The following is a 24,362-nucleotide window of genomic DNA, read 5'->3' as shown; positions in this document are numbered from 1 at the left end:
GCAGCCTTCGTTGCAGCTCCGGCGGGCTGCGGATGCAGCGCCGGCGAACCGTCGGCCTCGACGCCCTCGACATGGCTCTCGTCATGATGCGGCAGATCGCCGGTCCAGTAATAGGACCAGCAGACCTGGAGGAAGCGGAAGCACATCAGGCCCGAGCCGAGCGGGATCGCCAGATAGACGAACCACATCGGCGCTTCCAGATCGTTGGACTGCTGGCCGGTCTTGAACATCTCCGAAACAAAGGACGCGCCGAAGGCGGCGATCATGCCGGTGAACAGCGCACCGCAGAGCAGCGAGAACAAAATGACATGCTTGCGCGAATGTTCGGGCAGGCGATTGACCAGCAGATCGACGCCGACATGGATGCCGGTGCGCACGCCATAGGCCGCGCCGAACTTCGCCATCCAGATGAACATGTAGATGCAGAGTTCCTGCGCCCAGGACAGATCCAGCTCGGACAGGAAGGTGAACACCGACATCGCCAGCGACGCCAGCCAGGTCATGCCGTGCGCGGCGGCCCATCGCGAGAACACGATCGATTCGCCCGCGCCGTAGCGGTGCACGACGGCAATGAAGATCAGCCCGGTTGCAGCCGCAATGAGCGTCGCGATCAACCATTCTTCGAGATGGTTGAGCCCCTGGTTCAGCACGCGAAGCAAATCAAAGCCCCCCTGTCGATACGAAACGGTCGGGAGTGCGCACACTCCCGACCGTTGGTATTATTCTGCCGGAAAACGCGTCAGTTCATCTTGACGTCGAGTTCCTTGGCGACGAGATCGAGCACTTCCTGCCCGACCCGGCCCTTGGCCCATGCATAAGTCGGCCGCATCGCTTCCTGCCACGCCTTGCGGTCGGCGTCAGTCAGATAATGCAGCTGGGTCTTGCCCGCCTTCTTGATCTCGGCCAGCGCGTCCTCGTTTTCCTGGTGCGCGATCTGGTTGGTGTATTCGGTCGCGTCCGCCATCGCCTTCTCGAGCTGGGTGCGGATATCAGGCGGCAGGCCGGACCAGAACTTTGAGTTCACGATGACGGCGTATTGCAGATGGGCGTGATAGGACACGGTGATGTCCTTCTGCACCTCGTAGAACTTCTGCGTCAGATAGTTGGACGCCGTGTTCTCGCAGCCGTCGACCACGCCGGTCTGCAGCGCCTGGTAGACTTCCGAGAACGCCATGATCTGCGGGATCGCGCCGAGGATGCGGAAATACTGGTCGGCGATCTTCGATCCGGAGATGCGGAATTTCAGGCCCTTGAAATCCTCCGGCTTCGTCAGCGGACGGCTCGACGACACCATGTGGAAGCCGTTGTCCCAATAGGCGAGCCCGCTGATGCCCTTGGCTTCCAGCTTCTGGAACAGCCATTTGCCGACCGTGCCCTTCATCGCGCTGGAATAGGTCGCGTCGTCCATGAACAGCCAGGGTAGGTCGAGCGCCTCGAATTCCTTGATGCCGAGCGGCGCGAATTTCGCGGTCGAGGGCGCGAGCATCTGCACCGAGCCGAGCTGCAGCGCCTCGATCTCCTCCTTGTCCTTGTAGAGCGAGGAGTTCGGATAGACTTCGATCTTGACCTTGCCGTCGGTGTACTTCTCGGCGAGCTCCTTGAACTTCAGCGCGCCCTTGCCCTTCGGCGTGTCGTTGGCGACGACGTGGCTGAACTTGATGACGATCGGGCTCTGGGCTTGGGCAACCGCAGGGGCCAAAGCGAACGCGGCTGCAGCGACCGCAAAGAGCAGTTTGCGCATGAAGGACCTCCCCAACAACCTCGGAAACCGGGTGCTTTTTTGTTTTACGGTTTCAGTAGTGGCAGCAATCCGTACCCCGAACAACTAGACCTAAGCCCAATTTGCCGCAGCGAAGCTATGCCGCAGGGAAGCTATCTAGAGGCAAGCTATCTTGATGGCGGTCGCATGCGCAACCCGGCGCCCGCGCCCACCCTGGGAGCGAGCGCTTATGTCGCATCGCCGAGAGGCGCATTAACCCTTGCGCTGGGCGACCATGAACAGCCGCCGGAACGGAAACAGCGTCTGCCCCGCGGCGTTCTTCGGATAGGCCTTCGCGACCCGCATCCCATAGGCCGCTTCGAACGCGGCCTTCTCGTCGCCCTCGATCACGTCGAGATAGCGCGTCAGCCAGGTCCCCTTGGTCCATTCCTTCACGGGATTGTCACCCTCGAGCACCTGGAGATATTCGGTCTCCCAGATGTCGATGTTTTGCGACAGCGGCGCGAGCACGTCGTGATAGAAGGCCGGCCCCTCGACCGGCGGCGGCGTCACGAGGTGCTCGACCTTGGACCGCCAGGGCCCGTTCAGCGCGGTCTCGCCGATCAGCACATGGGATGGCGCCAGGAAGTTGCGCGGCATCTGCACGGCCAGCATGCCGCCGGGCGCGACCTTCTCCATCACCGAGGGAAAGAGTGCCGCATGATTGGGCAGCCAGTGCAGTGCGGCATTGGAATAGACCACGTCATATCGCTTGCCGGGGCGCCAATGGCCGAGGTCCTCATGCGACCATTCCACGTCAGGCGCGGCTTTGCGCCCGGCGGCAACCATCTCGGCCGAGCCCTCGACGCCGGTCACAGCAGCAGACGGCCAGCGTTCCTTGATCAGTTTTGTCACATTGCCTGCGCCGGCGCCAAGATCGGCGACCGTGCGCGGGCCGATGTCGGGAATCCGCATCAAGAGGTCGACCGCGGGCCGAAGCCGGTGGCCGGAGAATTTCAGATATTGCTGCGGATCCCATACCATCGTTGAAGCCTTTTCTTTTTCGTATTTCCTTCGCTGTCGCCCTTGGTTACCACCGCTCGTCCCGGTCGGGCAAATCGCCGCACCCGGGACAGGGCAGGAAACGAACGGCAAACGAACACCAAAAACCAAAGAAGCAATCAAGAGAGCGTGTGACCATGGACCTCGGGCTGAAATCGAAAACCGCTGTCGTCACCGGAGCAAGCGTCGGCATCGGCCGTGCCATCGCCAAGGGCCTGGCGGCCGAAGGCGTGCGCGTCGTCGGCGTGGCGCGCCGCAGCGACCTGCTTGCAGAACTTGTGACGGAGGTCGGCGGCGGGCTGGTCACGCCATTCGAACAGGACGTGATGGCCAGGGACGCAGCCGAGAAGATCGCGGCGTTTGCGCTGAAGGAGCTCGGCCATGTCGACATCCTCATCAACAATGCCGGCGGCAGCCGTCCCCTCCCGGTCGATGCGCCCGACAGCAAATGGGACGAGGCGATCGCGCTGAATTTCACCAGCTACCGCCGCATCGCGCATGCGCTGCTGCCGCAGATGATCGAACGCAAATGGGGCCGCATCGTCAACATCACCGGCAAGTCCGAGCCGGAAGGCCTCAACGCCGCCTTCGCGGCAAAGGCCGCCGTGCACGCCTGGGCCAAGGGCCTGTCGCGCGAGATCGGCGAGCACGGCATCACCATCAACTGCATCCCGCCCGGCCGCATCATGAGCGAGCAGATCCGCCGCAACTATCCGCCGGATTATCGCGAGCGTTTTGCCGAGGAAGAGATTCCTGTCGGCTATTGGGGCGAGCCGGAAGACCTCGCGGCGCTCGCGGTGTTTCTGGCCTCACCGGTGGCGCGTTACATCACGGGAACCGTGATCCCGGTGGATGGCGGATTGAGACGGTATCAGTTCTGACATTTCGTCATTGCGAGCGCAGCGAAGCAATCCAGAGTCTTTCCGCAAAGACAGTCTGGATTGCTTCGCTGCGCTCGCAATGACGGCGTGCCTATGCGACATCCTCGCCGCTGCTAACGATTCCAGGATCGTCTCATGTCATCTGCCGCAACCATTTTCGCGCAATCGTTCTTCCACGGCACACGCGTCGATCTGAAACCTGGTGATCTCATCGTCGTCGGCCATCGATCCAACTTCACCGACGTCAAGCCGCTGTCCTGGGTCTATTTCGCGGCCACGCTGGATGCAGCGATCTGGGGTGCGGAGCTTGCCGCAGGCACCGCGCGAGGGCGCATTTACGTCGTGGAGCCGACCGGCCCGATCATGGACGATCCAAACGTGACGGATAAGAAGTTTCCCGGCAACCCGACATTGTCCTATCGCTCCCGCGATCCGCTGCGCGTGATTGCCGAGGTGACACAATGGCAGGGTCACACGACTGAACGGCTACAGCAGATGAGGGACAATATTACTCGCCTGAAGGCGGAGGGTGGCAACAACATCATCGACTAGGTCGGGGAACTCGTAGGATGGGTAGAGCGCAGCGAAACCCATCGACAGCGTCCAAGGCCAAAGATGATGGGTTTCGCAAGTGCTCTACCCATCCTACGCGCCACTACTCTGCCCTTGGCGCGCTTCACGGTGGCGGGTGTGCGGTCGCCGTATCGAGCCAGCTGGGTCCGCGATCGTTTGGTCGCGCGAAAACAAAACGTGACGTCACCGGTATTTCAGCGTCGTCCCTGCCGTCCTGTCCGATCAGGATCAATCCGGCTCCGCCATTTGCCACGTTAAGAACGATAGGCGCATGGCTCCACGTCCTGATTGGCTCCATTGCAACGACGAGAAATTCACCCATCGGCTGATCAAGATATTGAAGGCGCAATTGCGGACCGACCTCCGCTGGCGCCAGCTCAAAGCCGAGTTGCCGGGCCCGTGTATAAACGGCAGCCAGAGTCACGGTGTCGGTCTCGAAACCAAGCTCGACCGCCGACACCGCAACAAGCTCCACGTTGGTCCTGCTTGAACTGACCGTGAAGGCCGGTCGAGCGAGAACTTCCGAGGCCAGCCCGCCGATATTGCAGCCCGCGGCATCCAATGCGCTGCGCAGCGCAAGAGGATCCGGGAAGGTGCCGACTGCGATCGTCCGCCACGTTGAGACATCGCGGACCGACCGGATAAGTTTTGGCGTCCGATGGACTGGAGCAATTTTGCCCAGCTTCAGTTGATTTTGAAGGACCTCGCGAGCCGAGCACTGTCCCCACGCCTCGGGCGTGAACGCGAGCAAGGAAGTGGCACAGAGCATGGCGACAATCCAGCAACGACTATCCGATCCGCTCGGATGACCATTGGCTATCGCGCAATCTGCTTGGCTTGTCGGAATCGACATGTTCAAAATCGATTTGTTGCAAAGTTCGGCGGAAAGTACCCGCCTCCGAGTCAATGGGAAGAACGGAGGCCAATGTGTAAAAAAACATTGCCCGGCCGACCTGAAAAAGGGGTCCGGAGGCGGGGCGCTAATCGCTCAAGTATTTCCAATTTCAAATTGAACGGACGGCGGTCCGTAAGCCCGATCGCCCGCCCCATCAAACCCAAATGGAATGACGCGATTGAAGTCTAGTACCACGCGTTGGCTAATTCAATCTTCCATTAAGCGGTAAAAGCGACCGTGGCCAGCTCCGCCCGCCGGTATTGTGCTCCGGCCGGGACATAGCGGATGAAGCGATCACCATCGCCCGTTGGCTCCATGCTCAGGCCGGATGACGTGCGATCATCTTGTAATCCCCCGGCACGCACTTGTAGCGTTGAATACGCCAGGCCTCGGAATGATAGATTGGATGTTCCTCCTTCCACTTGGCGAGGCCCGCTTGACCATTGATCAGACAGCTTTGGAAGGTCAGAGCGCTGTCCAGCGCAGAGTTGGTGATGATCTCGTCGACGCAATCGGTGGAAGCAAGTCCGGTGCTAGCAAGTCGGCAAAGCACAGCGATCATGGTAACAAACATGAGCCCCCGCAGAATCAATGCTGAAATAAACAAAAGCCCTTCGCCAATACCGGAAGGGCCGCGGCCGAAAATAGGACATCTGCGGCGGGCATGCAACGAGAGAAGGGCGCCGGGGGGTGAGACGATATCAGTTCTAGGGCGTGGCCGAACAGAGCACGTCTACAAATCGCGGCTTGCCGTTCCCAGCGCATCGCGCCGCCACGCACCCGGGCTGATGCCGGCGAGCTCGGAGAAGACCCGCGTGAAGTGGCTCTGGTTGGCAAAGCCGGACGAAATCGCAACCTCGGACAGCGACAGCCCCCGCGCGCTCATCAAGCGCTTGGCGGTTCTCACGCGATGATGCAGAAGCCAGCGATAGGGCGGCAGGCCGGTCGAAGCGCGAAACGCACGCGAGAAATGGCTGACCGACAGTCCGAGTTCGGCCGCGATGGCCTGCGACGGCAGCTTGCCGCCGAGATCCGACTCGAGCTTGTCGCAGGCGCGCGCCAGCTGCCATGGCGCAAGCGCACCGCGGCTGATCTCGGCCTTGTGCCGGAAGCCTCCATAGGCCTGCGCGACGTGGGCGGTGAGCCCCAGCATCATGTGATCGATGAAGAGCTGGTTGGCCTCCGTCGGCCGGCGCAGCCCCTCGCGCAAGGAGGCGCCGATATGGCGGACGATGGCATCATCGTGCCCGACAAGGCCGCAATCCAGCGCATCGATGCGTCGCGCTCCCGATTGATCGGCGAGACCGTCGAGGGCCGAACGCGGCACGTAGAAATGGAGTGAGTGAAGCGGCTTGTCGATCACGTAGCGCGGGTCGGCCTTGAGATCGTAGATGTAGGTCGTACCGGCGTGAACATCCGCCTTCTTGATGTGGCGGCCCTGCTCCCAGAGCTCGCACTCCGGATAGTCGCGCAGCTTCAGGCTGACGAGATAGGCATCTTCCGCGGCGAACGAGCCGGAAAGACCCTGCACAGGATTGTCGTTGCGTGTTTCGGTGACTGCGATCTCGGTGCTGCGCAACGAACGGGTCATCAACATGGGCGGCGCCTCCTCGAGGCGGAGGAATTCTCCGAGCCGTTCACCGTAAGCGCCTGTCCGGGCCATCATTTGTCTCTTCTGTGAAGGTTCGCGCGCAGGCCACAGCACCCTGCCATTTCCAGCACGCTATATCGGCTATCCCCCATTGCTGTCCACGACCGCCGACGTCGCACCCCGACACGCCCTGCCCGCTCGCCCCAGCGCGACCGGTATCAAAATTTGTCAATCATTTCAGAACGATCCGGTTCGCGCCCGGACGACTTGAGGATGTCGTCGATGGAACCGCTGAGATCACGACTTTTCACAAACGCACGCAAGCCGCGCGCCTGAAGCGTCCGCGGAGCAGGATCAGGCAACGCAGGGCCGCATCAGGAAAGACGCGGAGTTTCGCGCCGCCTAGAACCCGCAAATCAACGGTGCCGGAGCTTGCGACGCACCGCCTTCGACCCCCGGTCCATCCGTTGATCAAGGATCACCAGACATACCGTTCGGCCCCGCAATGCGGCGGCCGACACCATGATCACGACGTCGCGCATCCAGCGACGCGCCCCCACACGAGTGAAAGACCATGAGCAGGGTCAGCTTGCGCGAATCTTCGAGTGAAACCCCCGCCGTGTCTCAGGCGCGGCGCGACGTCGCGCCGGCCGGCGACCGGCCCGCTGCCGATGTCGAGATGGCCCGCGTGCTCGGGACTGTACCGTTTCGCATGGCGTTGGACGCGTCCGGCGCCGGGATCGCGCACTGGAAGCACGATCCGTTGCACGACGTCGTCGAGCCGATGAGCCACCACGTCGTCATGGCTTACAACGGCTCGGTCCAGCGCATGGAGCGGCGGTCCGGACGATCTGTCGCGATCGGGACGTTTCGTCCCGGCGTCGTGATCATCATTCCGGAGGGATCGAGCTCGCGGTGGGACATTCCAAAACCCGTCGACGTCGTTCAGCTCTATCTTCCACAGACAACGCTGAAGCGTGTTGCGGACGAGGCCGAAGCCGGACCGCTGGCCGATCTTCTGGAGCGAACCGCGCATCCGGATCCCGTGACGTCCCGCCTGCTCCTGAGTGCGGCGGATGTCCTGGAAGGCAACGAGGCGCTGGACACGATGTTCAGGCAGCAACTCATGGATTTGCTGGCGACGCGCCTTCTCGCTGCGCACAGCGGCTCGTCGAACATGGTCGCGCCGGCCAGGGGTGGCTTGGCGCCGAGGACGTTGCTTCGCGCGATCGAGCGCCTGCGTTCGGACAGCGATGACGACGTCTCGCTCGCGGCTCTCGCTGCCGAGGCCGGCCTGTCGCGCTTTCACTTCTGCCGCGCATTCAAGGACAGCACGGGGCTTTCCCCTCATGCCTGGCTGCGCCAGCACCGGCTGGAGCAGGCTATGAACATGCTGCGCGACACCGACGCGTCCGTCGTCTCGGTCGCGGCCACGCTCGGCTACTCCTCGCAGACCGCCTTTGCCGCCGCGTTTCGAAAGTTGACCGGGGAATCGCCGAGCGATTGGCGACGGCGCGCGCGTTAGCAGCAATCGCGCTGCAATCGCGTCAATCGCGCTGGGGCATCGGCACATGCCGTTCGCTAGGAATCATGGTGCCCCAACCCCTGAAACGGAAACGACAAATGCCCTTGATCAATTCTGTCAGCCGGCTCGCGACCACCTCGCGGCGAAAAATTCTCGCAACAACGCTCATGTACGCGGCTTCGGTGACTGTCCGCTCCACCTCGGCGGCCGGCGGCGACATCAGAATCGCGGCTCTCTCGACCGGGAAGAATGACGTTACGACCTCCGTCACCACCAGCGACGGCGTGAATATCTTCTACAAGGATTGGGGGCCGAGATCGGCGCAGCCGATCGTCTTCCATCACGGCTGGCCGCTCAGCGCCGACGACTGGGATGCCCAGATGCTCTACTTCCTCGGCAAGGGCTTTCGCGTCATCGCGCATGATCGCCGCGGCCATGGCCGATCGAGCCAGGTCAGCGACGGACACGACATGGATCATTATGCGGCCGACGTCGCAGCCCTCGCCGAGCATCTCGATCTCCGCAACGCCATTCACATCGGCCATTCCACAGGCGGCGGCGAGGCAACGCGCTACGTCGCGCGTCACGGCCGGGATCGCGTGGCCAGGCTGGTGCTGATCGGCGCCGTGCCGCCTTTGATGCTGAAGACCGAGTCCAATCCCGGCGGATTGCCTCTTGAAGTCTTCGATGGCCTGCGCCGACAGCTCGCCGCCAACAGGTCGCAGTTCTATCTCGAATTCGCGAGCGGCCCTTTCTACGGCTACAACCGTCCGGGCGCAGAGCCTTCGCAGGCCGCGATCTGGAACTGGTGGCGTCAAGGCATGATGGGCAGCAGCAAGGCCCATTACGACGGCATCAAGGCGTTCTCCGAGACCGACTTCACCGAAGATCTGAAAGCCGTCACCGTGCCGACGCTGGTCCTGCACGGCAGCGACGACCAGATCGTCCCCGTTGCCGATTCGGCGCCGCTGTCGGCCCGCCTTCTGAAGCACAGCACCCTGAAGATCTACGACCTGCTGCCGCACGGCGTCTGCACGACACATCCCGACATCGTCAACGCCGACCTGCTCAAATTCGTGACGGCATAACCCGCACTTTCATCGCAATCAGTTCGACCAAGGAACAATCGACATGCGCATCGTCATCATTGGCGCCGGCTTCGCCGGCATGTATGCCGCCCTGTCCGCGGCCCGCCTGCGCGACATCCAGGGTGTCTCGCCCGAAACGCTCGAGATCGCGCTCGTTTCGCCCGAGCCGACGCTGGTGGTTCGCCCGCGGCTCTACGAGCCGAAACCCGAAACCCTGACGGCACCGTTGCAGCACGTGCTGAAGGCGATCGACGTCGTTTATGTCCAGGGCAGCGCCGAGGCGATCGATACCAAGTCGAAAGTCGTCGAGATCGCTGCTGCCCAAGTCGCTGCCGCATCAGGCACCAGGACGAAGCTGTCCTATGATCGGCTGGTCGTCGCCACCGGCAGCCGCTTGTTCCGTCCCAACGTTCCGGGCCTTGCCGAGCACGGCTTCAGCGTGGACCAACTCCATGACGCCATCGCGCTCGATCGCCACCTGCATAGTCTGTCGAGCCGCCCGGCCTCGCAGGCGCGCAATACCGTTGTCGTCGCAGGCGGCGGATTCACCGGGATCGAGGCCGCAACCGAGGTGCCATCGCGCCTGCGCGCGATTCTCGGCAAGGACGCCCCGTTGCGCGTGATCATTGTCGACCGCAACGAGGCGATCGCGCCCGACATGGGCGCAGGCCCCCGCCCCATCATCCAGGAGGCGCTGCGCAAGCTCGGCGTCGAGACCAGGCTCGGTGTCGGCGTCGCCTCGCTCGACAAGTCCGGCGCCACGCTCTCCAGCGGCGAGCATATCGCATGCGAAACCGTGATCTGGGCCGCCGGCATGCGCGCTGCTCCGCTGACGGCGCAGATCCCCGCCGAGCGCGACCAATTCGGCCGGCTGCTGGTCGACCGTGATCTTCGCGTGCCGAAGGTCGATGGCGTCTTCGCCACTGGCGATGCGGCTCGGGCCGCGTGTGACGACAACGGCAATTACGCGCTGATGTCGTGTCAGCATGCGACCCGGATGGGCGCCTTCGCCGGCAACAACGCCGCCGCCGAGCTGCTGGGCGTTTCGACCAGGCCTTATCACCAGAAGGCCTACGTCACCTGCCTCGACCTCGGCGAAGCCGGCGCGGTGTTCACCCGCGGCTGGGAGCGCATGGTCGAGATGGTCGGCGACGTCGCCAAGAAGACCAAGCAGGAAATCAACACCGTCTGGATCTATCCGCCCAATGCCGAGCGCGCCGCAGCCCTCGCCTCGGCCGATCCGGAGCGCGTCACTGCTCTCTAAGCACCTTACTACTCGCGACCTTCAACAGGAGACCAACATGAACTTGCACAATGCTTCGATGACGTCGAAACCCGAAGAGCTCGTCCCGTCGCGTTACGCGGTGCGTATCGGCGAGATCGACGTGCTGGTGGTCAGCGACGGCGTGCTGCCGCTGCCGACCACCATGCTCGCGCACAACGCCGCCCCGGCCGATCGGGCCGCCTGGCTGAACGAGATGTTCCTGCCGCCGGACGCTTTCGACTGGGCGCTGAATGCGGTGGTGGTGCGCAGCGGCGACAAGACCATCCTCATCGACGCCGGACTGGGGTCCGACCCGGAATTGCACTTGCCGCGGGCCGGGCAGTTGATCAAGCGACTGGAGGCCGCCGGGATCGACCTTGCGTCCGTGACCGATCTGGTGCTGACCCACATGCACATGGACCACGTCGGCGGGCTGCTCGTCGACGGCGTGAAGGAGCGGCTGCGCAAGGACCTGCGCATCCACGTGGCGGCCGCCGAGCTCAAGTTCTGGGAGGCGCCCGATTTCACCCACACCAACATGCCGCAGGGATTCCCGGATGCGCTTCGCGCCGCCGCCAGGCGGTTCGCGAAGGAGTATGGCAGTCAGATACGGCCGTTCGACGAGGAGCACGAGGTTGCGCCGGGTGTCGTTGTCCGTCGCACCGGCGGTCACACCCCCGGACACAGCGTGGTTCGCGTGGCGTCAGGCGGCGATGCGCTGACATTCGCCGGCGACGCCGTGTTTGCCGTCGGGTTTGAACAGCCCGAGTGGTACAACGGCTTCGAGCACGATCCCGAGGCGGCGGCCCGCGTTCGGATCCGTCTCTTGCGCGAGCTCGCCGAGACCGGTGAGCTGCTGGTGGCCACGCATATGCCGTTCCCATCCGTCGGCCATGTCGCGGTCGCCGGCGATGCCTTCCGTTGGGTGCCGGTGTTCTGGGACTACTGATCGCTAACTGTGCGAGATCGAACTAGGGCGTGCGCTCACGGGAGACGTGGGCGCGCGTTCCCTCAATTTAGCAGTTCGATTCACGGGAGCCGGGCCAGCGCAACGCTTCTGGCTCGGCCCCGGTTCGGCGCTGACGGGCAGGAGCGGACATCAACCAGCCGACAATTCTGGATGAATCCGTCGAAAATGACCCTTGTTGGACCTCCATGGCGACATCTTGTTTGCAGGTATGGCGGTTACGGCCATAGCTTATCGGTGCCAATCTGGCGATGGCCACCGCGTGATAGGCGCCTATCAAGGCTGGGCTTGGCGGCACCCGCCTCGGGAGATCATACCTTGACAAGTTGAGTTTCTGATCTGAGTATATGCCCAGTACGCGGGCATATACTCGCGGGTACGAACTGGTTGGAAGTTGGCTCATAGACATCCACGTTTGTAGCGGCTCCTCGAACCGACGGCGCCGAGTTACCCGTTAGGGAGCGCTGGTCGCGGAGGAACAGCGTGCAAAAAGCGCAAGATCAGCGATACGACTTGCTGCAGTCGTCGTCGGAGTTGGGTTGGTCGAATCTTTTTGCCGAGGTCCGTTGTTATGGTGGCGGAGAGGGGGTGCACCCCGCTGCCCCGGAGACCATAATCTCAATTGCGCTCGATGGATCGGAAGGCAGCTCAGCCTGCAGAATGGGCGGAAGCTGGCGGACTTCGGAGCACATACCGGGCTTCATCTGGGTCAAACCAAAAGGCGGCAAGTATGATGAGGGCTACATCATTACTGCCAAGACGATACGGATCTTGAACTTACAGTTGACCGCCAGCGTCTTTACGCAACTGGGCGATTACTACGGTCTTCCTGCAGCGCTCGCTCGGTCTGTTCGCTACTTGCACGGCGCGCAGGACGAAGTCATCAATCAGATTGGCTTGTCGGTGCTATCTGAAATGATGGCCCCTACCGCTGCTGGACGCATGTTCGTGGAAACGGCCTCTCAGCTACTTGCTGCAAGATTGCTACACGCGCATTGCGATGCTGGTTCCGTCCGCTTGCCGATTGAACGACGTCACCGGCTCGATGAGCGACGCGTGAGGCGTGTTCGCGAGTATGTCGAGGAGCATCTTGCTGACGATATTGCGGTTGTCGATCTCGCCAGCGTCGCGTGTCTCAGCACCTTTTACTTCACGCGCGCGTTTTCTGCCGCAGTAGGCATGCCTCCGCATCGCTACGTCAGCCAAAGGCGGCTGGAGCGGGCAAAGACAATGATTGCGGCAGGGGTCACATCGATTGAAGAAATGGCCTTCATGTGCGGATTTTCCTCGCAATCGAGCTTTACTCGTGCATTTCGGCGGGCCACGGGTTTGACCCCCGCGATGTATCGCCGCGAGTTCGGTTCGTAGCTGTAAACCCCACCCAGAGGGTTGAGCAAAAACGGTCTAAACAACAGCAAGCACGGTGCTTACGGCGCAATTACTTGACACTAAAGTGCGCTGTAGAGAATGCAAAATTGCGATGCCGGGTTGCTCGAGCCATGGTGCATAGAACGCTGAGATTTGGTCCGTTTGCGCTTTCGGGTAGCAAGAGGCTGCTATGGTGTAACGGTGTCACGCTTCCTCTTGGCAGTCGGGCGTTCGATATTTTGGTCTATCTCGCCGAACGTCCAGGCGAGGTCATCGGAAAGAACGAGCTCATTAATCATGTCTGGTCGAACGTCACCGTCGAGGAGGGCAGCCTCCGGGTCCACGTGGCCGCCATCCGCAAGGCGCTCAGGGATGGCCAGTTCGGCAACAGATATATCGCCAACGTAAAAGGACGAGGCTACTCGTTCGTAGGATCGGTCGTTCGTCTCGAAGACAGCACGGAACACGTCAGCGACTGGCACATGAAAGCCGGACTGCGCTACGAACCTGTTTCGCTGAACGCCCATCGACGGTCGTCGAAGCTTCGGAGCGTGCGTTTGCGCTGAACCCGCCATCAGCATCAGGTCGCCTTCTGGCCCATCGCGACATTTGCTGCGATCGCACAAAGGCGGTCGGTGTCGGGGCGAACCGGACATCGACGAAGGTTGATGAATGCGCGCTCCGACTGCGCTGGGCTCACCTTCGATCCGTCAGGCGACGCGCCGTCGGCGAGCGTCAGAATATCTCACAGGTAATATCAGGTCAGGACGCAGCCCGCGCGATCAGGACCTTCAACCACGACAGCCCGTAGGATGGGTCCGGCGGATTTCGACGTGCTGGTGCACGCGTTCAGGGCACACGGCTTCCGTCCATCCTGCGCCTGGTACCTGAACGACGACGCCAACATCGCCTATGCTCGCAAGGCCCCCAGCGGCGGCCACCTGTCGCAGCCGGTGCTGTTCGTCAACGGCGACTTCGATCAGATCTGCAGCGTCACCGGAAATCGCCAGGGTGACCCGATGCGCGCGGCCTGCCCAGACCTCACCGTGACGAGTCTGCCCGCCGGGCATTGGCTGCCGCTGGAACGAAAGGCAGAACTCATCGAGGCCATCCGGACCTGGCTCCGGAGCAAAAAGCTTTGATGGCGGCAGCGGGAAATTGAAATCCCTCATGCGGAGCGGTTTCCCCTACGCTGGCTCCGCCGCTCCACCGCGTGTAACCGACGTATTGCATCTCGTGGTGACAGAAGCAGGACGAGCATGATGGTGGCCACGCACATGCCGTTCCCGTCCGTCGGCCATGTCGCGGTCGCCGGCGATGCCTTCCGTTGGGTGCCGGTGTTCTGGGACTGCTGATCGCACTTGAGCGAAATCGAACTGGGGCGCGGGCTCATGGGAAAGGTGTGCCCGCGCTCCCTCAATTTAGGAGTTTGATTCACGCGAGCCCGGCCGGCCGCAACGCTTCTGGCTCGGCCCTTGTTCGGCACTGACGGGTAGAAGCGGACATCAACCAGCCGACAATCCCGGATGAATCCGTCGAAAATGATCCAGTGCGGACAAAGCAAGTCCGATGACCCTTGAAGTCGTCGGTTGAGATGTTCTATCGTGACAACTTATTAGAGAGAATATCGACAGGCGGATTTTGCACGACATGAAGCAAGCCGAACTGAGAACCGTCCTCGATGGAGGACGCTACTATGAAGGACCGCGCTGGCACGCCGGCCGGCTCTGGTTCGTCGATTGCATGGCGCGAACGCTCTTAAGCATAGACCCATCGGGCGGCCTCCAGGAGCATGTGCGCTTAACGGACGATACTCCATGTGGCCTCGGCGTTTTACCAGATGGGACGATTGTCGTGCTGACGATGTTCCGCAAACGGCTTCTCGCTTTCGCTAATGAACGGCTTTCGCTTTATGCCGACCTTTCCCGGATCGCCGCCGGCACGATCGACGATATGATCATTGATGGGCTGGGACGCGCTTACGTCGGGGACCTCGGCTTCAATTTGCCACCGCCGCCGGATCGTGACGCAGACGGTCGCATTATTCTCGTCATGCCGGACGGTGAAATGCGTGTTGTGGCCGAGGGACTGCGCTTTCCCAACGGCATCGCAGTCTCGGCCGATCACCAGAGACTCGTCGTGGCCGAGATGGATGGCGGAGGTCTTGCTGAGTACGAAATCGCCAGTGATAGCGGCTTGCATCTCTATCGCAAGATCGAATGCGCGAAGCAACCAGATGGCATTTGCCTAGACCGCGAGGGCGCTGTTTGGATAGCATCCTACGGCGAAGGCGTTTTCACTCGGATCGATCGCAATGGACGGGAGCAACAGCGGATAAACGTTCCCGGTCGCCGCGGCATTGCCTGCGCGCTCGGCGGCTTCGACCGTAGAACGCTGTTCTGTATTAGTGCGGCGACATCTCCCGAGGAGCAGATGCAAGGTAAATCGTCTGCGCGCATCGACCTTCTTGATGTGGAAATACCTGGCGCGGGCTACCCGTAGAGACAATAGAGACGAATGAACTTAGGCTGATGGCCTAGTTCTGCTCATGGCCCATCGCGACATTTGCTGCGATTGCACAAAGGCGGTCGGTATCGGGACGAACCGGACATCGGCGACGGTTTATGAATGCGCGCTCCAAATGCTCTGCACTCACCTTCAATCCAGTCAGACGATGCGCTCTCGCCGCAGCGACAGACTATCTCACAGGTAATATCAGGTCAGGAAGCAGCCCGCGCGACCAGGACTTTCAACCACGACAGACGCTTGATCCTCTGAATCTGGCTTCGCGTCAGGCCGGTATCGAGCTTGGGTGAGTGTTCGCCTCCGGAAACGATCACCGTCAGTTCCCCGAGCAGATTGGTCTTAACCGTGGCCTTCCGGTATTTGACGTCGACATCTTCGTCCACCGCGCCGAGATCGAACCCATTACACTCGATCTTCTTCACATGCATCGTATGAGGCGTTTTCCACCATTTGTCGGGTTCGGTTGCGACGCTTGGCTGCGCGGAGAGCGAATAGTCGTAGTTGCAGAAGATGCCGTCGGCGGGGCCGATCGTTCTGGCATAGTCCCGATCCTGTGCCTGAACTGAAGCGACCGGCAACGCAGCCAGAGCACATCCGAGCAGTGCAATCCGTGAAAGCATCATCCAGTCCTCCCCGTTGGCGCGGATATTCTATCTGTTATTGAGGCGGTATAGCAGCGGCCTTGAAAGGCGTTGGTGTGTCGTTACGGCCCCTTGGACCTCTGGTCGAACGCGCTGAGCACGGCGAGCGTCATCGCGGTGACGCCGGTCTGGATGGTCGGCTTCGGCACCGGTGCAAACAGCGGGGAATGGTTGCCGGGAAGCGGCGTTCCGCTCTTGTTGGCTGCCGCCCACGCATCCCGGTCATACACGCCGATATTGAACATCATCAACGGCACGCCGGACCCGCCGAATTCGGAGAAATCCTCGCTCGTGGTGTTCGCCGGCGACAGGCTCGCCTTCGCGCCAAACGCCGGCTTCAGCGCCTTCTCGGCGGTCGCGACCAAAGCGGGATCGTTGATGACCGCCTTGATGCCCTCGGTCATGATGATATCCGGTGCCGGCGCGTTGGCCATGGCGGCGACAGCCTTGGCGGTCCGTTCGATTCCATCGACCATTCTGGCGCGCACCTCCGGCTTGAAGGTTCTGATGGTGCCGCGCAACACTGCCTCGTCGGGAATGATGTTGCCCGCGGTACCGGCATGGAACGAGCCGATGGAGATGATGCCGACTTCGGCGGGGTCCTTTTCACGGCTGATGACGCTCTGCACGTCGACCACAAAACGCGACGCCATCATCACGGGATCGATGGTCGCCTGCGGCACCGCGCCATGGCCGCCGCGCCCCTTGAACCTGATGAAAAGGTCATCGGCACTGGAGGAGCCGGCCCCGACCCGGTACCGGACATAGCCATAGGGAAACGGCCCGTCATGCAGGGCGAAGCCGGCATCCGGCTTGGGAAAGCGGATGAACAGGCCGTCGCTCAGCATGGCCATCGCACCGGCGCCCACTTCCTCGGCGGGCTGCGCGATGAACATCAGCGTGCCCTTCCATTGGTCTTTCAGCCCGACCAGCGTCTTCGCCGTCCCGATCCAGCTCGCCATGTGGATGTCGTGGCCGCAACTGTGGGCGACAAAGGTTTCGCGTCCCTGCCAATTGGTCTTGTCGTGGCTTGCATAGGGCAGGCCGGTCTTCTCCTCCATCGGCAACGCGTCGAGCTCGGTGCGGACCATGATGGTCGGACCGTCCCCGTTCCTGTAGAGCGCAACCAGCCCGGTCCTGCCGACCTTCTCCGTCACCTCAAAACCGATGGCGCGCATTTCGCCCGCGAGCTTCGCGGCGGTCTTCTCCTCCTGGAAGGCGAGCTCGGGATGGGCGTGAATGTCCTTGTAGAGCGCATCGAGCTTTGGATAGTCGCGCTCGAAGGACGCCTCGATCGATTGCTTCAGGCTCGCGACGTCGAGCTCGGCATGCGCCGGTAGCGCGAGCATGCCGAGCAAGACGAACGCGACGAGCAAGGGCTTTGCAAACTGCATGGGTCCGACCTCCCTGCGTTTTTCCGCTTGCCCCGGACTGATCGCTGCCATGATGTCATCGTGCCGGTGTTTTGCCCGACGTGTCAACTTTTCCGGAGTGCCAGAGGTCGCGGCGGAGCCGGCTGAAAAACCCCTTGTCGTTCAAGAGGCTTTCTACTGTGCATGGGGTTGTTTTCGAGCTGTTTGGTTCGGGCCCGAAAGAAAAGCAGAAAAATCAGCCGCAGCTCACTCCGCCTGCAGGATCTCCGCAATCGCAGCGCCCGCTGCGATGGTGCCGAGCTTGCCGCCGACGTCGCGCGTCGCCCTGCCCTCACGAAGCGCCTTCGCCACCGCCGCCTCGATCGCACGTGCGGCTTCCTCGTAACGGACCGCGCCGCTTCTCTCGCCGTGCCAGCCGAGCAGCAGCGCGCTCGAGAGGATCAGCGAGACCGGGTTGGCGACGTCCTGCCCTGCGATGTCGGGCGCCGAGCCGTGCGCGGCCTGCGCCATGGCGTAACGGTCGCCGACATTGAGCGAGCCGCCGAGGCCGAGGCTGCCGGAAAGCTCCGCGGTGAGATCGGACAGGATGTCGCCGAACATGTTGGTGGCGACGACGACGTCGAAGCGGTCGGGGTTGCGCACCACATGGGCCATCATGGCATCGACCAGGATGTCGTCGACAGCGAGACCCGGATAGCTCTTCGCGGCCTCGCGGCAGATGTCGAGAAACATCCCGTCGCCGATCTTGAGCACATTGGCCTTGTGCACGATGGTGAGATGCTTGCGTCGTTTCATCGCCAGATGACAGGCGGCGTGCGCGATGCGTTCACAACAGAGCCGCGTGATCCGCCGCAGCGAGATCACGACGTCAGGCGTGACCAGCAGCTCGCCATTGCCCTGCTCCATGTTGCGGTCGGCGTAAAACCCTTCCGTGTTCTCGCGCACCACGACGAGGTCGAAATCGCCGAGCCGGCCCGGCCGTCCTGCATAGGTACGGGCGGGCCTGATGTTGGCGTAGAGGTCGAGGTTCTTGCGGAAGTGGCGCGACGGATTGATCTCGCCATGCGCCTCGTCCTTGAAGTCGAAGGTCGCGGTCGGCCCCAGGATCAGGCCGTCGGCGGCGCGGACGGTGTCGAGCAGCTCGGCGCGCACCGTGGTGCCGAACTGTTTCAGGCTCGCATGGCCAACCGCATGCTCCTCCAGCCGCAGATTGAGCTGGAAGCGCTCGGACGCCGCGCGCAGCACGCCCGTTGCAGCAGTCGTGATCTCAGGTCCGATGCCGTCCCCCGGCAGAACGACGATTTGCATGGTGATCCCCTTCCGAGAGCGGCAGCTGGCGCGATCATACGCCAGCGCGCAGGCTCATCGCCTGACCTTCGCGCATACAATGCATGCAAGCATATGCCTGTGGAAGCGCCGTGGGGCGTAGTACATGCCGAAAGACCATTCGAGCCCCGCTGTCGGAGAACGCGCAAGGCAATGACAATCACGTTACCTGCCGCTGCGCGCGAGCCCGATCATCCCGTTGCCGATGGCCTGCCGGCCGAGCAGCGCCGCTGGGCGATTGCCGCGATCTTCACCGCGCTGGCGATGGCCTCGCTCGACACCGCGATCGCCAACATCGCGCTGCCCGCCATTGCCGCCGATCTGCATGTCAGCCCGGAGCAGTCGGTCTGGGTGGTCAACGTCTACCAGATCGCGCTGGTGGCGACGCTGCTGCCGCTCGGCGCGCTGGGCGAGATCGTCGGGCACCAGCGCATCTATCTCGGCGGCCTCGTGCTGTTCACCATCGCCTCGCTGTTCTGCGCGGTCGCCTGGTCGCTGGACAGTCTGCTGGTCGCGCGCACGCTGCAAGGCCTGGGTGCCAGCGGTATCATGAGCGTCAACACCGCGCTGGTACGCTTCGTCTATCCCGGCCGGATGCTGGGCCGCGGCTTCGGCCACAACGCGCTGGTGGTCGCCACCGCCTTCACGTTCGGCCCCTCGATCGCCTCCGCCATCCTCGCGGTCGGTCCGTGGCCGTGGCTGTTCGCCGTCAACATCCCGTTCGGCCTCGTCGCAACCGGCATCGGCTTTGCGATGCTGCCGAAGACGCCGCGCGCCGATCACGGCTTTGATTTCCCTGGCGCGCTTCTCGCGGCCGCCTGCCTCGGCCTGTTCATCACCGGCATCGGCAGCGCCGCACATAATCTGTCGCCTGTCATCGTCGCCGTCGAACTGGTCACGGCGTTCGCGCTCGGCTTCATCCTGACGCGCCGTCACGCCGACCATCCCGCGCCGATGCTGCCGATCGACCTGTTCAGCCGGCCGATGTTCGCGCTGTCGGCGGCAACGGCCGTCTGCTCCTTCGCGGTGCAGGGCCTCGCCTTCGTCTCGCTGCCGTTCTATTTCGAGGACGTGCTCGGCCGCTCGCAGGTCGAGACCGGTTTCTTCATGACGCCGTGGCCGCTGGTGGTCGGCATCATGGCGCCGATCGCCGGCCGCCTCTCCGATCGCCATCCGGTCGGCCTGTTGGGCGGCATCGGCCTCATCCTGCTCGGCCTCGGCATGGCGCTGCTCGCGCTGCTTCCGGCGAACCCAGGCATTCCCGACATCGTCTGGCGGATCATGATCTGCGGCATGGGGTTCGGCTTCTTCCAGGCGCCGAACATGAAGGCGATCATGTCGAGCGCGCCGCCACACCGCGGCGGCAGCGCATCAGGCATCGTCGCCACCGCGCGTTTGACGGGGCAGACGACCGGCGCGGCGCTTGCCGCGGCGTGCTTTGCGCTCGCCGGTCACAACGGCGCGACCGTCGCGCTGGCGTTGGGTGCAGGCTTTGCCGCACTTGGCAGCGTGATGAGCTTTTTGCGGCTGGCGGTGAAGTAGGCCGGCTCTATTGCGCCTTCTGGGTGATCGGCCGGCTCACGATCGCTGCCGTATCGAGCGGCTCGCATGTGATCGTCCGTTTCAGCTTTGGTGGACCGTCCCAACCAGCGGCGTCTTTCACGGGCGTGAACGTAGCGCCCTGCGGCGCCAGGATGATCGGCTCCGACTTCAGGCAGGCATCGGGAAACGCGATGCCGTGTCCGGCGCCTTTCGAGAAATGCCCGACCAGCATCTGCGACGCTTGCATCCGCGCCGCCGGCGAGGCCCGCATCGAACGATCTGGATCGAAGGCGCGATAGCATGGCCAGTCGGTATGACCGGCTGCGAACTCATAGGTGATCCTGCAAACCGCGCCGGCTGATTTCAAGAACGGCGCATCCGAAGGCGCCGCCGCGTCACGCTCGAACACCAGCGTCTGCAATGTCAGTACTTCCGTCGTCGCCCCCGGCGAGGCGGGCTTGTCGGGATCGGTCGCGATTTCGCCGCGCGAGAACACCAGCTTCGTCCTGGGTTGAGCGTCCCTGGTCTCCAGCACCATCAAGGGTCTTGCGGCCCAGGAGCGATCCAGCTCCACATCGCCGCCGCCCATTGTCAACCGCACGCTGCCGATGGCGGGGTTGTCCTTGGCGAAATCGATCATGCGCAGGCGCACGGTCTCTTTCGATGCCTCCAGGCTGAGGAAGCGCAGATCGTCGACCTTGCGCGTGATCGGCATCATCGGGTCGAAGCGATCGTCGATATTGAACCGGACAATCTTCTTCAGGCTGGCCGCGGCGGGTCCCTTGGGCGTGGCCGGCGGCGCGACGTCGATCACGAGCAGCGCACCACCCGGTGAATAGGTATCGCCGAAGGCGCGCTGCCAGATTGCCGTCAGCGCCGAATTTGTCCGCTGATCGACGTCCCGCGCGAAGACGATCTGCTGCCCGGGACGAATGACCGGAAAATCCTGGAACGCGCCAAGCGCTGCGCCCTTGGTGACGGCCTCTCCAGTGAAGTTGATGCATCTGGACCGGTCGTCATTGCCGGACTGATCGACCGCCCGGGATGCCGAGCGCGAGCAGAAGCTGAGATCGTTGTCGACCGTCTTCTGCGGACTGATGGCCGTCGCGTAGATGGGCTCAGGCGCACCTGGAATTTCCATCGGCAGTGGAGAGGTCGCGAACATGTCGACCTCCACCATTGTCAGCAACGACTCGGCGTCCTTTGAGCACAGGTCCCGCTTCGGCAAGGTATTGGTGAGAATCCGCGCGGCGTCGGCACCAACGATGCAGGACATGGTGTCCTGCGGATTGTTCCGGCTCATCCAGATCAGATGATCCTTGCCTTTGCTGTCGACCAGCAAATGCGGCGCCGCATGATGGCGGCGCGGCGGCAGCCATATCGGAACAGTTTCCGACAGCATCGGCTCGCGCTTGAGCAGTGCCTCCGGCAGCTTGGTCACGCCCACCGATTGCAGTTCGGCGTCGATCTCGTTCGGATCCTGGGTGTACTCGAACACAGGCAGCTTTCCGCACGTCATGCAGGTGACGGCGATGTCCGATCGCACGTTCTCGAAGGACAGGATGACCTGATCCGGATCGCTGCGATATTTGGCGGGATCGACGGCCTTGAACGGGTGATCCACCACGCGGCTGGCCTGGAAGCCGTCAGAGCGGAACGGATCGGATTCGAACTCGAAATAGGTCGATCGATCCCAGCCGCGAAAGGCGTTGTATCCGCCCATGCTGACGCCGGCGAGGACCATCTTCGAATCGGTCTGGCAACGCGTCGCGCTGCCGGTCCCGCTGCCGTTGCGAATATAGGTGCACAGCCGGAACGCCGCATTTTGCAGGATGCGATCACAATCGTTCTGGTTATAGCCGTAGGTCGCGAGGCCGTGGCGGTAGCAGAGGTCGTGGAAGACGCAGGCCTGCCGGAAGCGCTGCAGGACGAGGTGGCGCCTGCCCTTGTCGTCCCTGCTATCGAAGAAGATGTTGGTCAGCGCGGGAAGACTGCAGTTCAGTCCCTCGCCGCTGCCGCCGATCGTGCTGACGACCTCCGGACCGGATTCGAACGAGGTGACGGTGGCCGGCATCTCTCCATCGGTGATGTCGTCGACATTCTTGTAGAGGGAGTCGGCGACGAACGAGGGCAGATAATTCAGGATCAGAAAGATCGCGGCAATCGCCGCGACAGACCAGCCGATCAGCTTCCTGGACATGCCGCACTCCGCTAAAGCTATTCCTGTCGCAATGCCGGTCTTGCTGACCGATAGGCTCGGAAATTCGCGAGGATCGCCGCAATCGATGGCGCCCCGGTGTTAACCTGACGACGATCGCCCCCAGGTTGTCGCGCTGTCAAGCGAGGGGCCCACAACCGCGGCCGGGAATTTCGGCGGGATGTCAGGTCAGATTTCGCGCTACGGTCGCGCCGTCAGCGACGACCGGTACCGGCATTTGCTCATCCAGCGCGGCGAGGCGCGCGTCGATGGCGTCGATGACCTTGCGCGAGAACGGTCCGAGATGCGCATAGGCCGCGATCATCTGCACCGCGATCCGCGCCGAGGAGGTGTCGCGCTTGGCGCAATTCATGAAGGTCTGCCACAGCGGTCCGCGGGCCTCGGGGATCGCCGTGACCACGCGGTGCACGGTCTCCATCGCCCCGACCCGCGCGCGGATGTCGCCCTCGGCGAGCTCGTGGCGCTGTCTCGACCGGTCGAGCAGCGTCATCAACTTGTCGACACGACCCGCATAGGCGGCCGGGCTGTAGACGCGCTCCAGCACCGTCTTGTAGTCCATCAGGATATCGCGCAGCGGGCGCACCGGGTCGAAATTGATGCCGCCGGTGCACTGGTCGCCGCCTGTCGTGGATGCCAGATCATGGTCCGCGTGCAACCGGCCCTCCTTCGCAAGCCGGCGCGTGAGCTGCGTGTTCGGCAACGCGTAGAGCAGACCAACCATGGCGACGGGAATCGCGGCCTCCTCGATGAAATCGATCATCGCCTCCGCCATCGAGACTTTCTCCGTGTCGAAGCCGACGATGAAGCCCGCGGTGACGAGCATGCCGGCGCCGTAGATCTTGTGGATGCTCTCGGCGATGTTGCGCCGCGTGTTCTGCTTCTTGCGCATCGCAACCAGCGTCGCAGGATCCGGGCTTTCGATGCCGACGAAGATGCCGAAGAAATTGGCCTCCCCCATCAGCTCCAGCAGCTCCGGATCGTCGGCCAGATTGACCGAGGCCTCGGTCGACAATTCGAAGGGATAGCCATGCGCGCGCTGCCATTCCGCGAGCTGCGGCAGGAACAGCCTGAGCGACTTCTTGTTGCCGATGAAATTGTCATCGACGAAGTCGAGATGGCCGCGATAGCCCATCTGGTAGAGCCGATCGAGCTCGACCAGCATCTGCTCATTCGTCTTGGTGCGCGGCACGCGGCCATAGAGCTCGATGATGTCGCAGAACTCGCAGGTGAACGGACAGCCGCGCGAATACTGCACGCCGAGATAGAGGTAGTCCTCGAACTTGAGCAGGTCGAAGCGCGGCACGGGCGTTCTGGTGACGTCGGCCTGGAATTTAGGCGCCGTGAAGACGCCGGCCCGCGCGCCGCTATCCCAGGCCGCGATGAACTCGTCGATCACGCCTTCGGCTTCGCCGAGCACCCGAAAGTCCGCATTTGCGTAAACGTGCGGGCTAGATGTCGGATCGGGTCCGCCGACCACCACCGGCTTGCCCGATGCGCGGCACCTGTCGATCAGATGCAGCGTATCGGCCTGCTGCGGCAGCATGCCCCCGGTGAAGACCACGTCGGCCCAGGCGAGATCGTCGTCCCCGAAGGTTTGCGTGTTGCAGTCGATGAGCCGCACCGTCCAGCTCGCCGGCAACATCGCCGCAACGGTGATCAGGCCGAGGGGGGCAGCCGGCCGCCGGACGCCCATCAGCTTGCAGGACTCGCCAAAACTCCAGAAGGACTCCGCCGTAAACAGCGGATAGAGCATGAGCACGTTGCAGGGGCTCGGCACCTTCATGGAACTCCTTTTGCGTCGCCTCAGTGTAGCAAAGCGCCGT

At 62.7% G+C, this 24,362-nt stretch carries 21 protein-coding genes and 1 pseudogene; 11 read left to right on the top strand and 11 right to left on the bottom strand.

Going from position 1 to position 24,362, the window contains the following annotated elements; translation table 11 throughout:
• Positions 1–128: 128 nt before the first annotated feature.
• From V1280_RS40430 to V1280_RS40420, 3 genes and pseudogenes are all read right to left on the bottom strand, one after another.
• Positions 129–479 (bottom strand): annotated as a pseudogene (locus V1280_RS40430) (TRAP transporter small permease); the annotation flags it as partial.
• 260 nt (positions 480–739) lie between these two features.
• Complete coding sequence (locus tag V1280_RS40425; RefSeq protein ID WP_334536270.1) at positions 740–1,741, bottom strand: DctP family TRAP transporter solute-binding subunit; 1,002 nt, start codon at positions 1,739–1,741, stop codon at positions 740–742.
• Positions 1,742–1,972: 231 nt separating this feature from the next.
• Positions 1,973–2,743: a methyltransferase domain-containing protein gene (locus V1280_RS40420; RefSeq protein WP_334536268.1), complete on the bottom strand. Its 771-nt coding sequence runs from the start codon at positions 2,741–2,743 to the stop codon at positions 1,973–1,975.
• A 155-nt stretch (positions 2,744–2,898) separates the two neighbouring features.
• Between V1280_RS40420 and V1280_RS40415 the strand changes: the two genes are divergently transcribed.
• Together V1280_RS40415 and arr are read left to right on the top strand one after the other, a co-directional pair.
• The gene (locus V1280_RS40415; RefSeq protein WP_334538536.1) at positions 2,899–3,642 is read left to right on the top strand and encodes an SDR family NAD(P)-dependent oxidoreductase; all 744 of its coding nucleotides are present in this window, start codon (positions 2,899–2,901) and stop codon (positions 3,640–3,642) included.
• A 135-nt stretch (positions 3,643–3,777) separates the two neighbouring features.
• Positions 3,778–4,194, top strand: coding sequence for an NAD(+)--rifampin ADP-ribosyltransferase (gene arr / locus V1280_RS40410; RefSeq protein WP_334536266.1), 417 nt, complete (start codon positions 3,778–3,780; stop codon positions 4,192–4,194).
• Between the two features lie 124 nt (positions 4,195–4,318).
• On the opposite strand, the gene V1280_RS40405 is transcribed toward arr, so the two are convergent.
• From V1280_RS40405 to V1280_RS40395, 3 genes are all read right to left on the bottom strand, one after another.
• On the bottom strand, positions 4,319–5,068 hold the full coding sequence (locus V1280_RS40405; RefSeq protein WP_334536265.1) for a hypothetical protein: 750 nt from the start codon (positions 5,066–5,068) through the stop codon (positions 4,319–4,321).
• Positions 5,069–5,429: 361 nt separating this feature from the next.
• A complete protein-coding gene (locus V1280_RS40400) occupies positions 5,430–5,684 on the bottom strand; it encodes a hypothetical protein (RefSeq protein WP_334536263.1) in 255 nt (84 codons plus the stop codon).
• A gap of 159 nt (positions 5,685–5,843) precedes the next feature.
• A complete protein-coding gene (locus V1280_RS40395) occupies positions 5,844–6,773 on the bottom strand; it encodes a helix-turn-helix transcriptional regulator (RefSeq protein WP_334538535.1) in 930 nt (309 codons plus the stop codon).
• A 502-nt stretch (positions 6,774–7,275) separates the two neighbouring features.
• Here V1280_RS40395 and V1280_RS40390 point away from each other — a divergent pair.
• The 8 genes from V1280_RS40390 to V1280_RS40350 all read left to right on the top strand — a co-directional run bounded on the left by V1280_RS40390 (position 7,276) and on the right by V1280_RS40350 (position 15,415).
• The gene (locus tag V1280_RS40390) at positions 7,276–8,226 is read left to right on the top strand and encodes a helix-turn-helix domain-containing protein (protein WP_334536261.1); all 951 of its coding nucleotides are present in this window, start codon (positions 7,276–7,278) and stop codon (positions 8,224–8,226) included.
• A gap of 98 nt (positions 8,227–8,324) precedes the next feature.
• Positions 8,325–9,314, top strand: coding sequence for an alpha/beta fold hydrolase (locus V1280_RS40385; protein WP_334536259.1), 990 nt, complete (start codon positions 8,325–8,327; stop codon positions 9,312–9,314).
• A 43-nt stretch (positions 9,315–9,357) separates the two neighbouring features.
• Positions 9,358–10,578 carry an NAD(P)/FAD-dependent oxidoreductase gene (locus V1280_RS40380; RefSeq protein ID WP_334536257.1) on the top strand — a complete coding sequence of 407 codons (1,221 nt, stop codon included), beginning with the start codon at positions 9,358–9,360 and terminating at the stop codon, positions 10,576–10,578.
• 37 nt (positions 10,579–10,615) lie between these two features.
• Positions 10,616–11,527, top strand: a complete 912-nt coding sequence (locus V1280_RS40375) for an MBL fold metallo-hydrolase (protein WP_334536256.1) — start codon at positions 10,616–10,618, stop codon at positions 11,525–11,527.
• A gap of 501 nt (positions 11,528–12,028) precedes the next feature.
• Complete coding sequence (locus V1280_RS40370) at positions 12,029–12,913, top strand: helix-turn-helix domain-containing protein (RefSeq protein ID WP_334536255.1); 885 nt, start codon at positions 12,029–12,031, stop codon at positions 12,911–12,913.
• Between the two features lie 131 nt (positions 12,914–13,044).
• Complete coding sequence (locus V1280_RS40365) at positions 13,045–13,479, top strand: winged helix-turn-helix domain-containing protein (protein ID WP_334536252.1); 435 nt, start codon at positions 13,045–13,047, stop codon at positions 13,477–13,479.
• A gap of 246 nt (positions 13,480–13,725) precedes the next feature.
• Positions 13,726–14,055, top strand: a complete 330-nt coding sequence (locus tag V1280_RS40360; protein ID WP_442895194.1) for an alpha/beta fold hydrolase — start codon at positions 13,726–13,728, stop codon at positions 14,053–14,055.
• Positions 14,056–14,563: 508 nt separating this feature from the next.
• Complete coding sequence (locus V1280_RS40350; protein WP_334536250.1) at positions 14,564–15,415, top strand: SMP-30/gluconolactonase/LRE family protein; 852 nt, start codon at positions 14,564–14,566, stop codon at positions 15,413–15,415.
• 218 nt (positions 15,416–15,633) lie between these two features.
• Here the strand turns inward: V1280_RS40350 and V1280_RS40345 are convergent, their stop codons facing one another.
• The 3 genes from V1280_RS40345 to V1280_RS40335 all read right to left on the bottom strand — a co-directional run bounded on the left by V1280_RS40345 (position 15,634) and on the right by V1280_RS40335 (position 18,761).
• Positions 15,634–16,062, bottom strand: coding sequence for a hypothetical protein (locus V1280_RS40345; RefSeq protein WP_334536248.1), 429 nt, complete (start codon positions 16,060–16,062; stop codon positions 15,634–15,636).
• Positions 16,063–16,142: 80 nt separating this feature from the next.
• Positions 16,143–17,474, bottom strand: coding sequence for an amidohydrolase (locus V1280_RS40340; RefSeq protein ID WP_334536247.1), 1,332 nt, complete (start codon positions 17,472–17,474; stop codon positions 16,143–16,145).
• A 225-nt stretch (positions 17,475–17,699) separates the two neighbouring features.
• Positions 17,700–18,761: an isocitrate/isopropylmalate dehydrogenase family protein gene (locus V1280_RS40335; RefSeq protein ID WP_334536246.1), complete on the bottom strand. Its 1,062-nt coding sequence runs from the start codon at positions 18,759–18,761 to the stop codon at positions 17,700–17,702.
• A gap of 171 nt (positions 18,762–18,932) precedes the next feature.
• On the opposite strand from V1280_RS40335, the gene V1280_RS40330 reads away from it, so the two are divergent.
• Positions 18,933–20,321 (top strand): MFS transporter, encoded by a 1,389-nt coding sequence (locus V1280_RS40330; protein WP_334536245.1) that lies wholly within the window; start codon positions 18,933–18,935, stop codon positions 20,319–20,321.
• A gap of 7 nt (positions 20,322–20,328) precedes the next feature.
• Here V1280_RS40330 and V1280_RS40325 read toward each other — a convergent pair whose 3' ends face one another.
• Positions 20,329–22,521 (bottom strand): hypothetical protein, encoded by a 2,193-nt coding sequence (locus V1280_RS40325; protein WP_334536243.1) that lies wholly within the window; start codon positions 22,519–22,521, stop codon positions 20,329–20,331.
• Positions 22,522–22,702: 181 nt separating this feature from the next.
• The gene (locus V1280_RS40320) at positions 22,703–24,322 is read right to left on the bottom strand and encodes a B12-binding domain-containing radical SAM protein (RefSeq protein ID WP_334536241.1); all 1,620 of its coding nucleotides are present in this window, start codon (positions 24,320–24,322) and stop codon (positions 22,703–22,705) included.
• Positions 24,323–24,362 lie beyond the last annotated feature (40 nt).

The organism is Bradyrhizobium sp. AZCC 2230, assembly GCF_036924495.1.
Taxonomy (GTDB): Bacteria; Pseudomonadota; Alphaproteobacteria; order Rhizobiales; family Xanthobacteraceae; genus Bradyrhizobium; species Bradyrhizobium rifense.
Note: the sequence above shows the minus strand (reverse complement) of the source record. Positions and strands in the feature narration are given on the sequence as shown.

Bases quoted from the DNA above. Each gene is read 5' to 3' on its own strand.
- V1280_RS40425 (WP_334536270.1), bottom strand. From the start codon at position 1,741: ATGCGCAAACTGCTCTTTGCGGTCGCTGCAGCCGCGTTCGCTTTGGCC.
- V1280_RS40420 (WP_334536268.1), bottom strand. From the start codon at position 2,743: ATGGTATGGGATCCGCAGCAATATCTGAAATTCTCCGGCCACCGGCTT.
- V1280_RS40415 (WP_334538536.1), top strand. From the start codon at position 2,899: ATGGACCTCGGGCTGAAATCGAAAACCGCTGTCGTCACCGGAGCAAGC.
- arr (WP_334536266.1), top strand. From the start codon at position 3,778: ATGTCATCTGCCGCAACCATTTTCGCGCAATCGTTCTTCCACGGCACA.
- V1280_RS40405 (WP_334536265.1), bottom strand. From the start codon at position 5,068: ATGTCGATTCCGACAAGCCAAGCAGATTGCGCGATAGCCAATGGTCAT.
- V1280_RS40400 (WP_334536263.1), bottom strand. From the start codon at position 5,684: ATGTTTGTTACCATGATCGCTGTGCTTTGCCGACTTGCTAGCACCGGA.
- V1280_RS40395 (WP_334538535.1), bottom strand. From the start codon at position 6,773: ATGGCCCGGACAGGCGCTTACGGTGAACGGCTCGGAGAATTCCTCCGC.
- V1280_RS40390 (WP_334536261.1), top strand. From the start codon at position 7,276: ATGAGCAGGGTCAGCTTGCGCGAATCTTCGAGTGAAACCCCCGCCGTG.
- V1280_RS40385 (WP_334536259.1), top strand. From the start codon at position 8,325: ATGCCCTTGATCAATTCTGTCAGCCGGCTCGCGACCACCTCGCGGCGA.
- V1280_RS40380 (WP_334536257.1), top strand. From the start codon at position 9,358: ATGCGCATCGTCATCATTGGCGCCGGCTTCGCCGGCATGTATGCCGCC.
- V1280_RS40375 (WP_334536256.1), top strand. From the start codon at position 10,616: ATGAACTTGCACAATGCTTCGATGACGTCGAAACCCGAAGAGCTCGTC.
- V1280_RS40365 (WP_334536252.1), top strand. From the start codon at position 13,045: ATGGTGCATAGAACGCTGAGATTTGGTCCGTTTGCGCTTTCGGGTAGC.
- V1280_RS40360 (WP_442895194.1), top strand. From the start codon at position 13,726: ATGGGTCCGGCGGATTTCGACGTGCTGGTGCACGCGTTCAGGGCACAC.
- V1280_RS40350 (WP_334536250.1), top strand. From the start codon at position 14,564: ATGAAGCAAGCCGAACTGAGAACCGTCCTCGATGGAGGACGCTACTAT.
- V1280_RS40345 (WP_334536248.1), bottom strand. From the start codon at position 16,062: ATGATGCTTTCACGGATTGCACTGCTCGGATGTGCTCTGGCTGCGTTG.
- V1280_RS40340 (WP_334536247.1), bottom strand. From the start codon at position 17,474: ATGCAGTTTGCAAAGCCCTTGCTCGTCGCGTTCGTCTTGCTCGGCATG.
- V1280_RS40335 (WP_334536246.1), bottom strand. From the start codon at position 18,761: ATGCAAATCGTCGTTCTGCCGGGGGACGGCATCGGACCTGAGATCACG.
- V1280_RS40330 (WP_334536245.1), top strand. From the start codon at position 18,933: ATGACAATCACGTTACCTGCCGCTGCGCGCGAGCCCGATCATCCCGTT.
- V1280_RS40325 (WP_334536243.1), bottom strand. From the start codon at position 22,521: ATGTCCAGGAAGCTGATCGGCTGGTCTGTCGCGGCGATTGCCGCGATC.
- V1280_RS40320 (WP_334536241.1), bottom strand. From the start codon at position 24,322: ATGAAGGTGCCGAGCCCCTGCAACGTGCTCATGCTCTATCCGCTGTTT.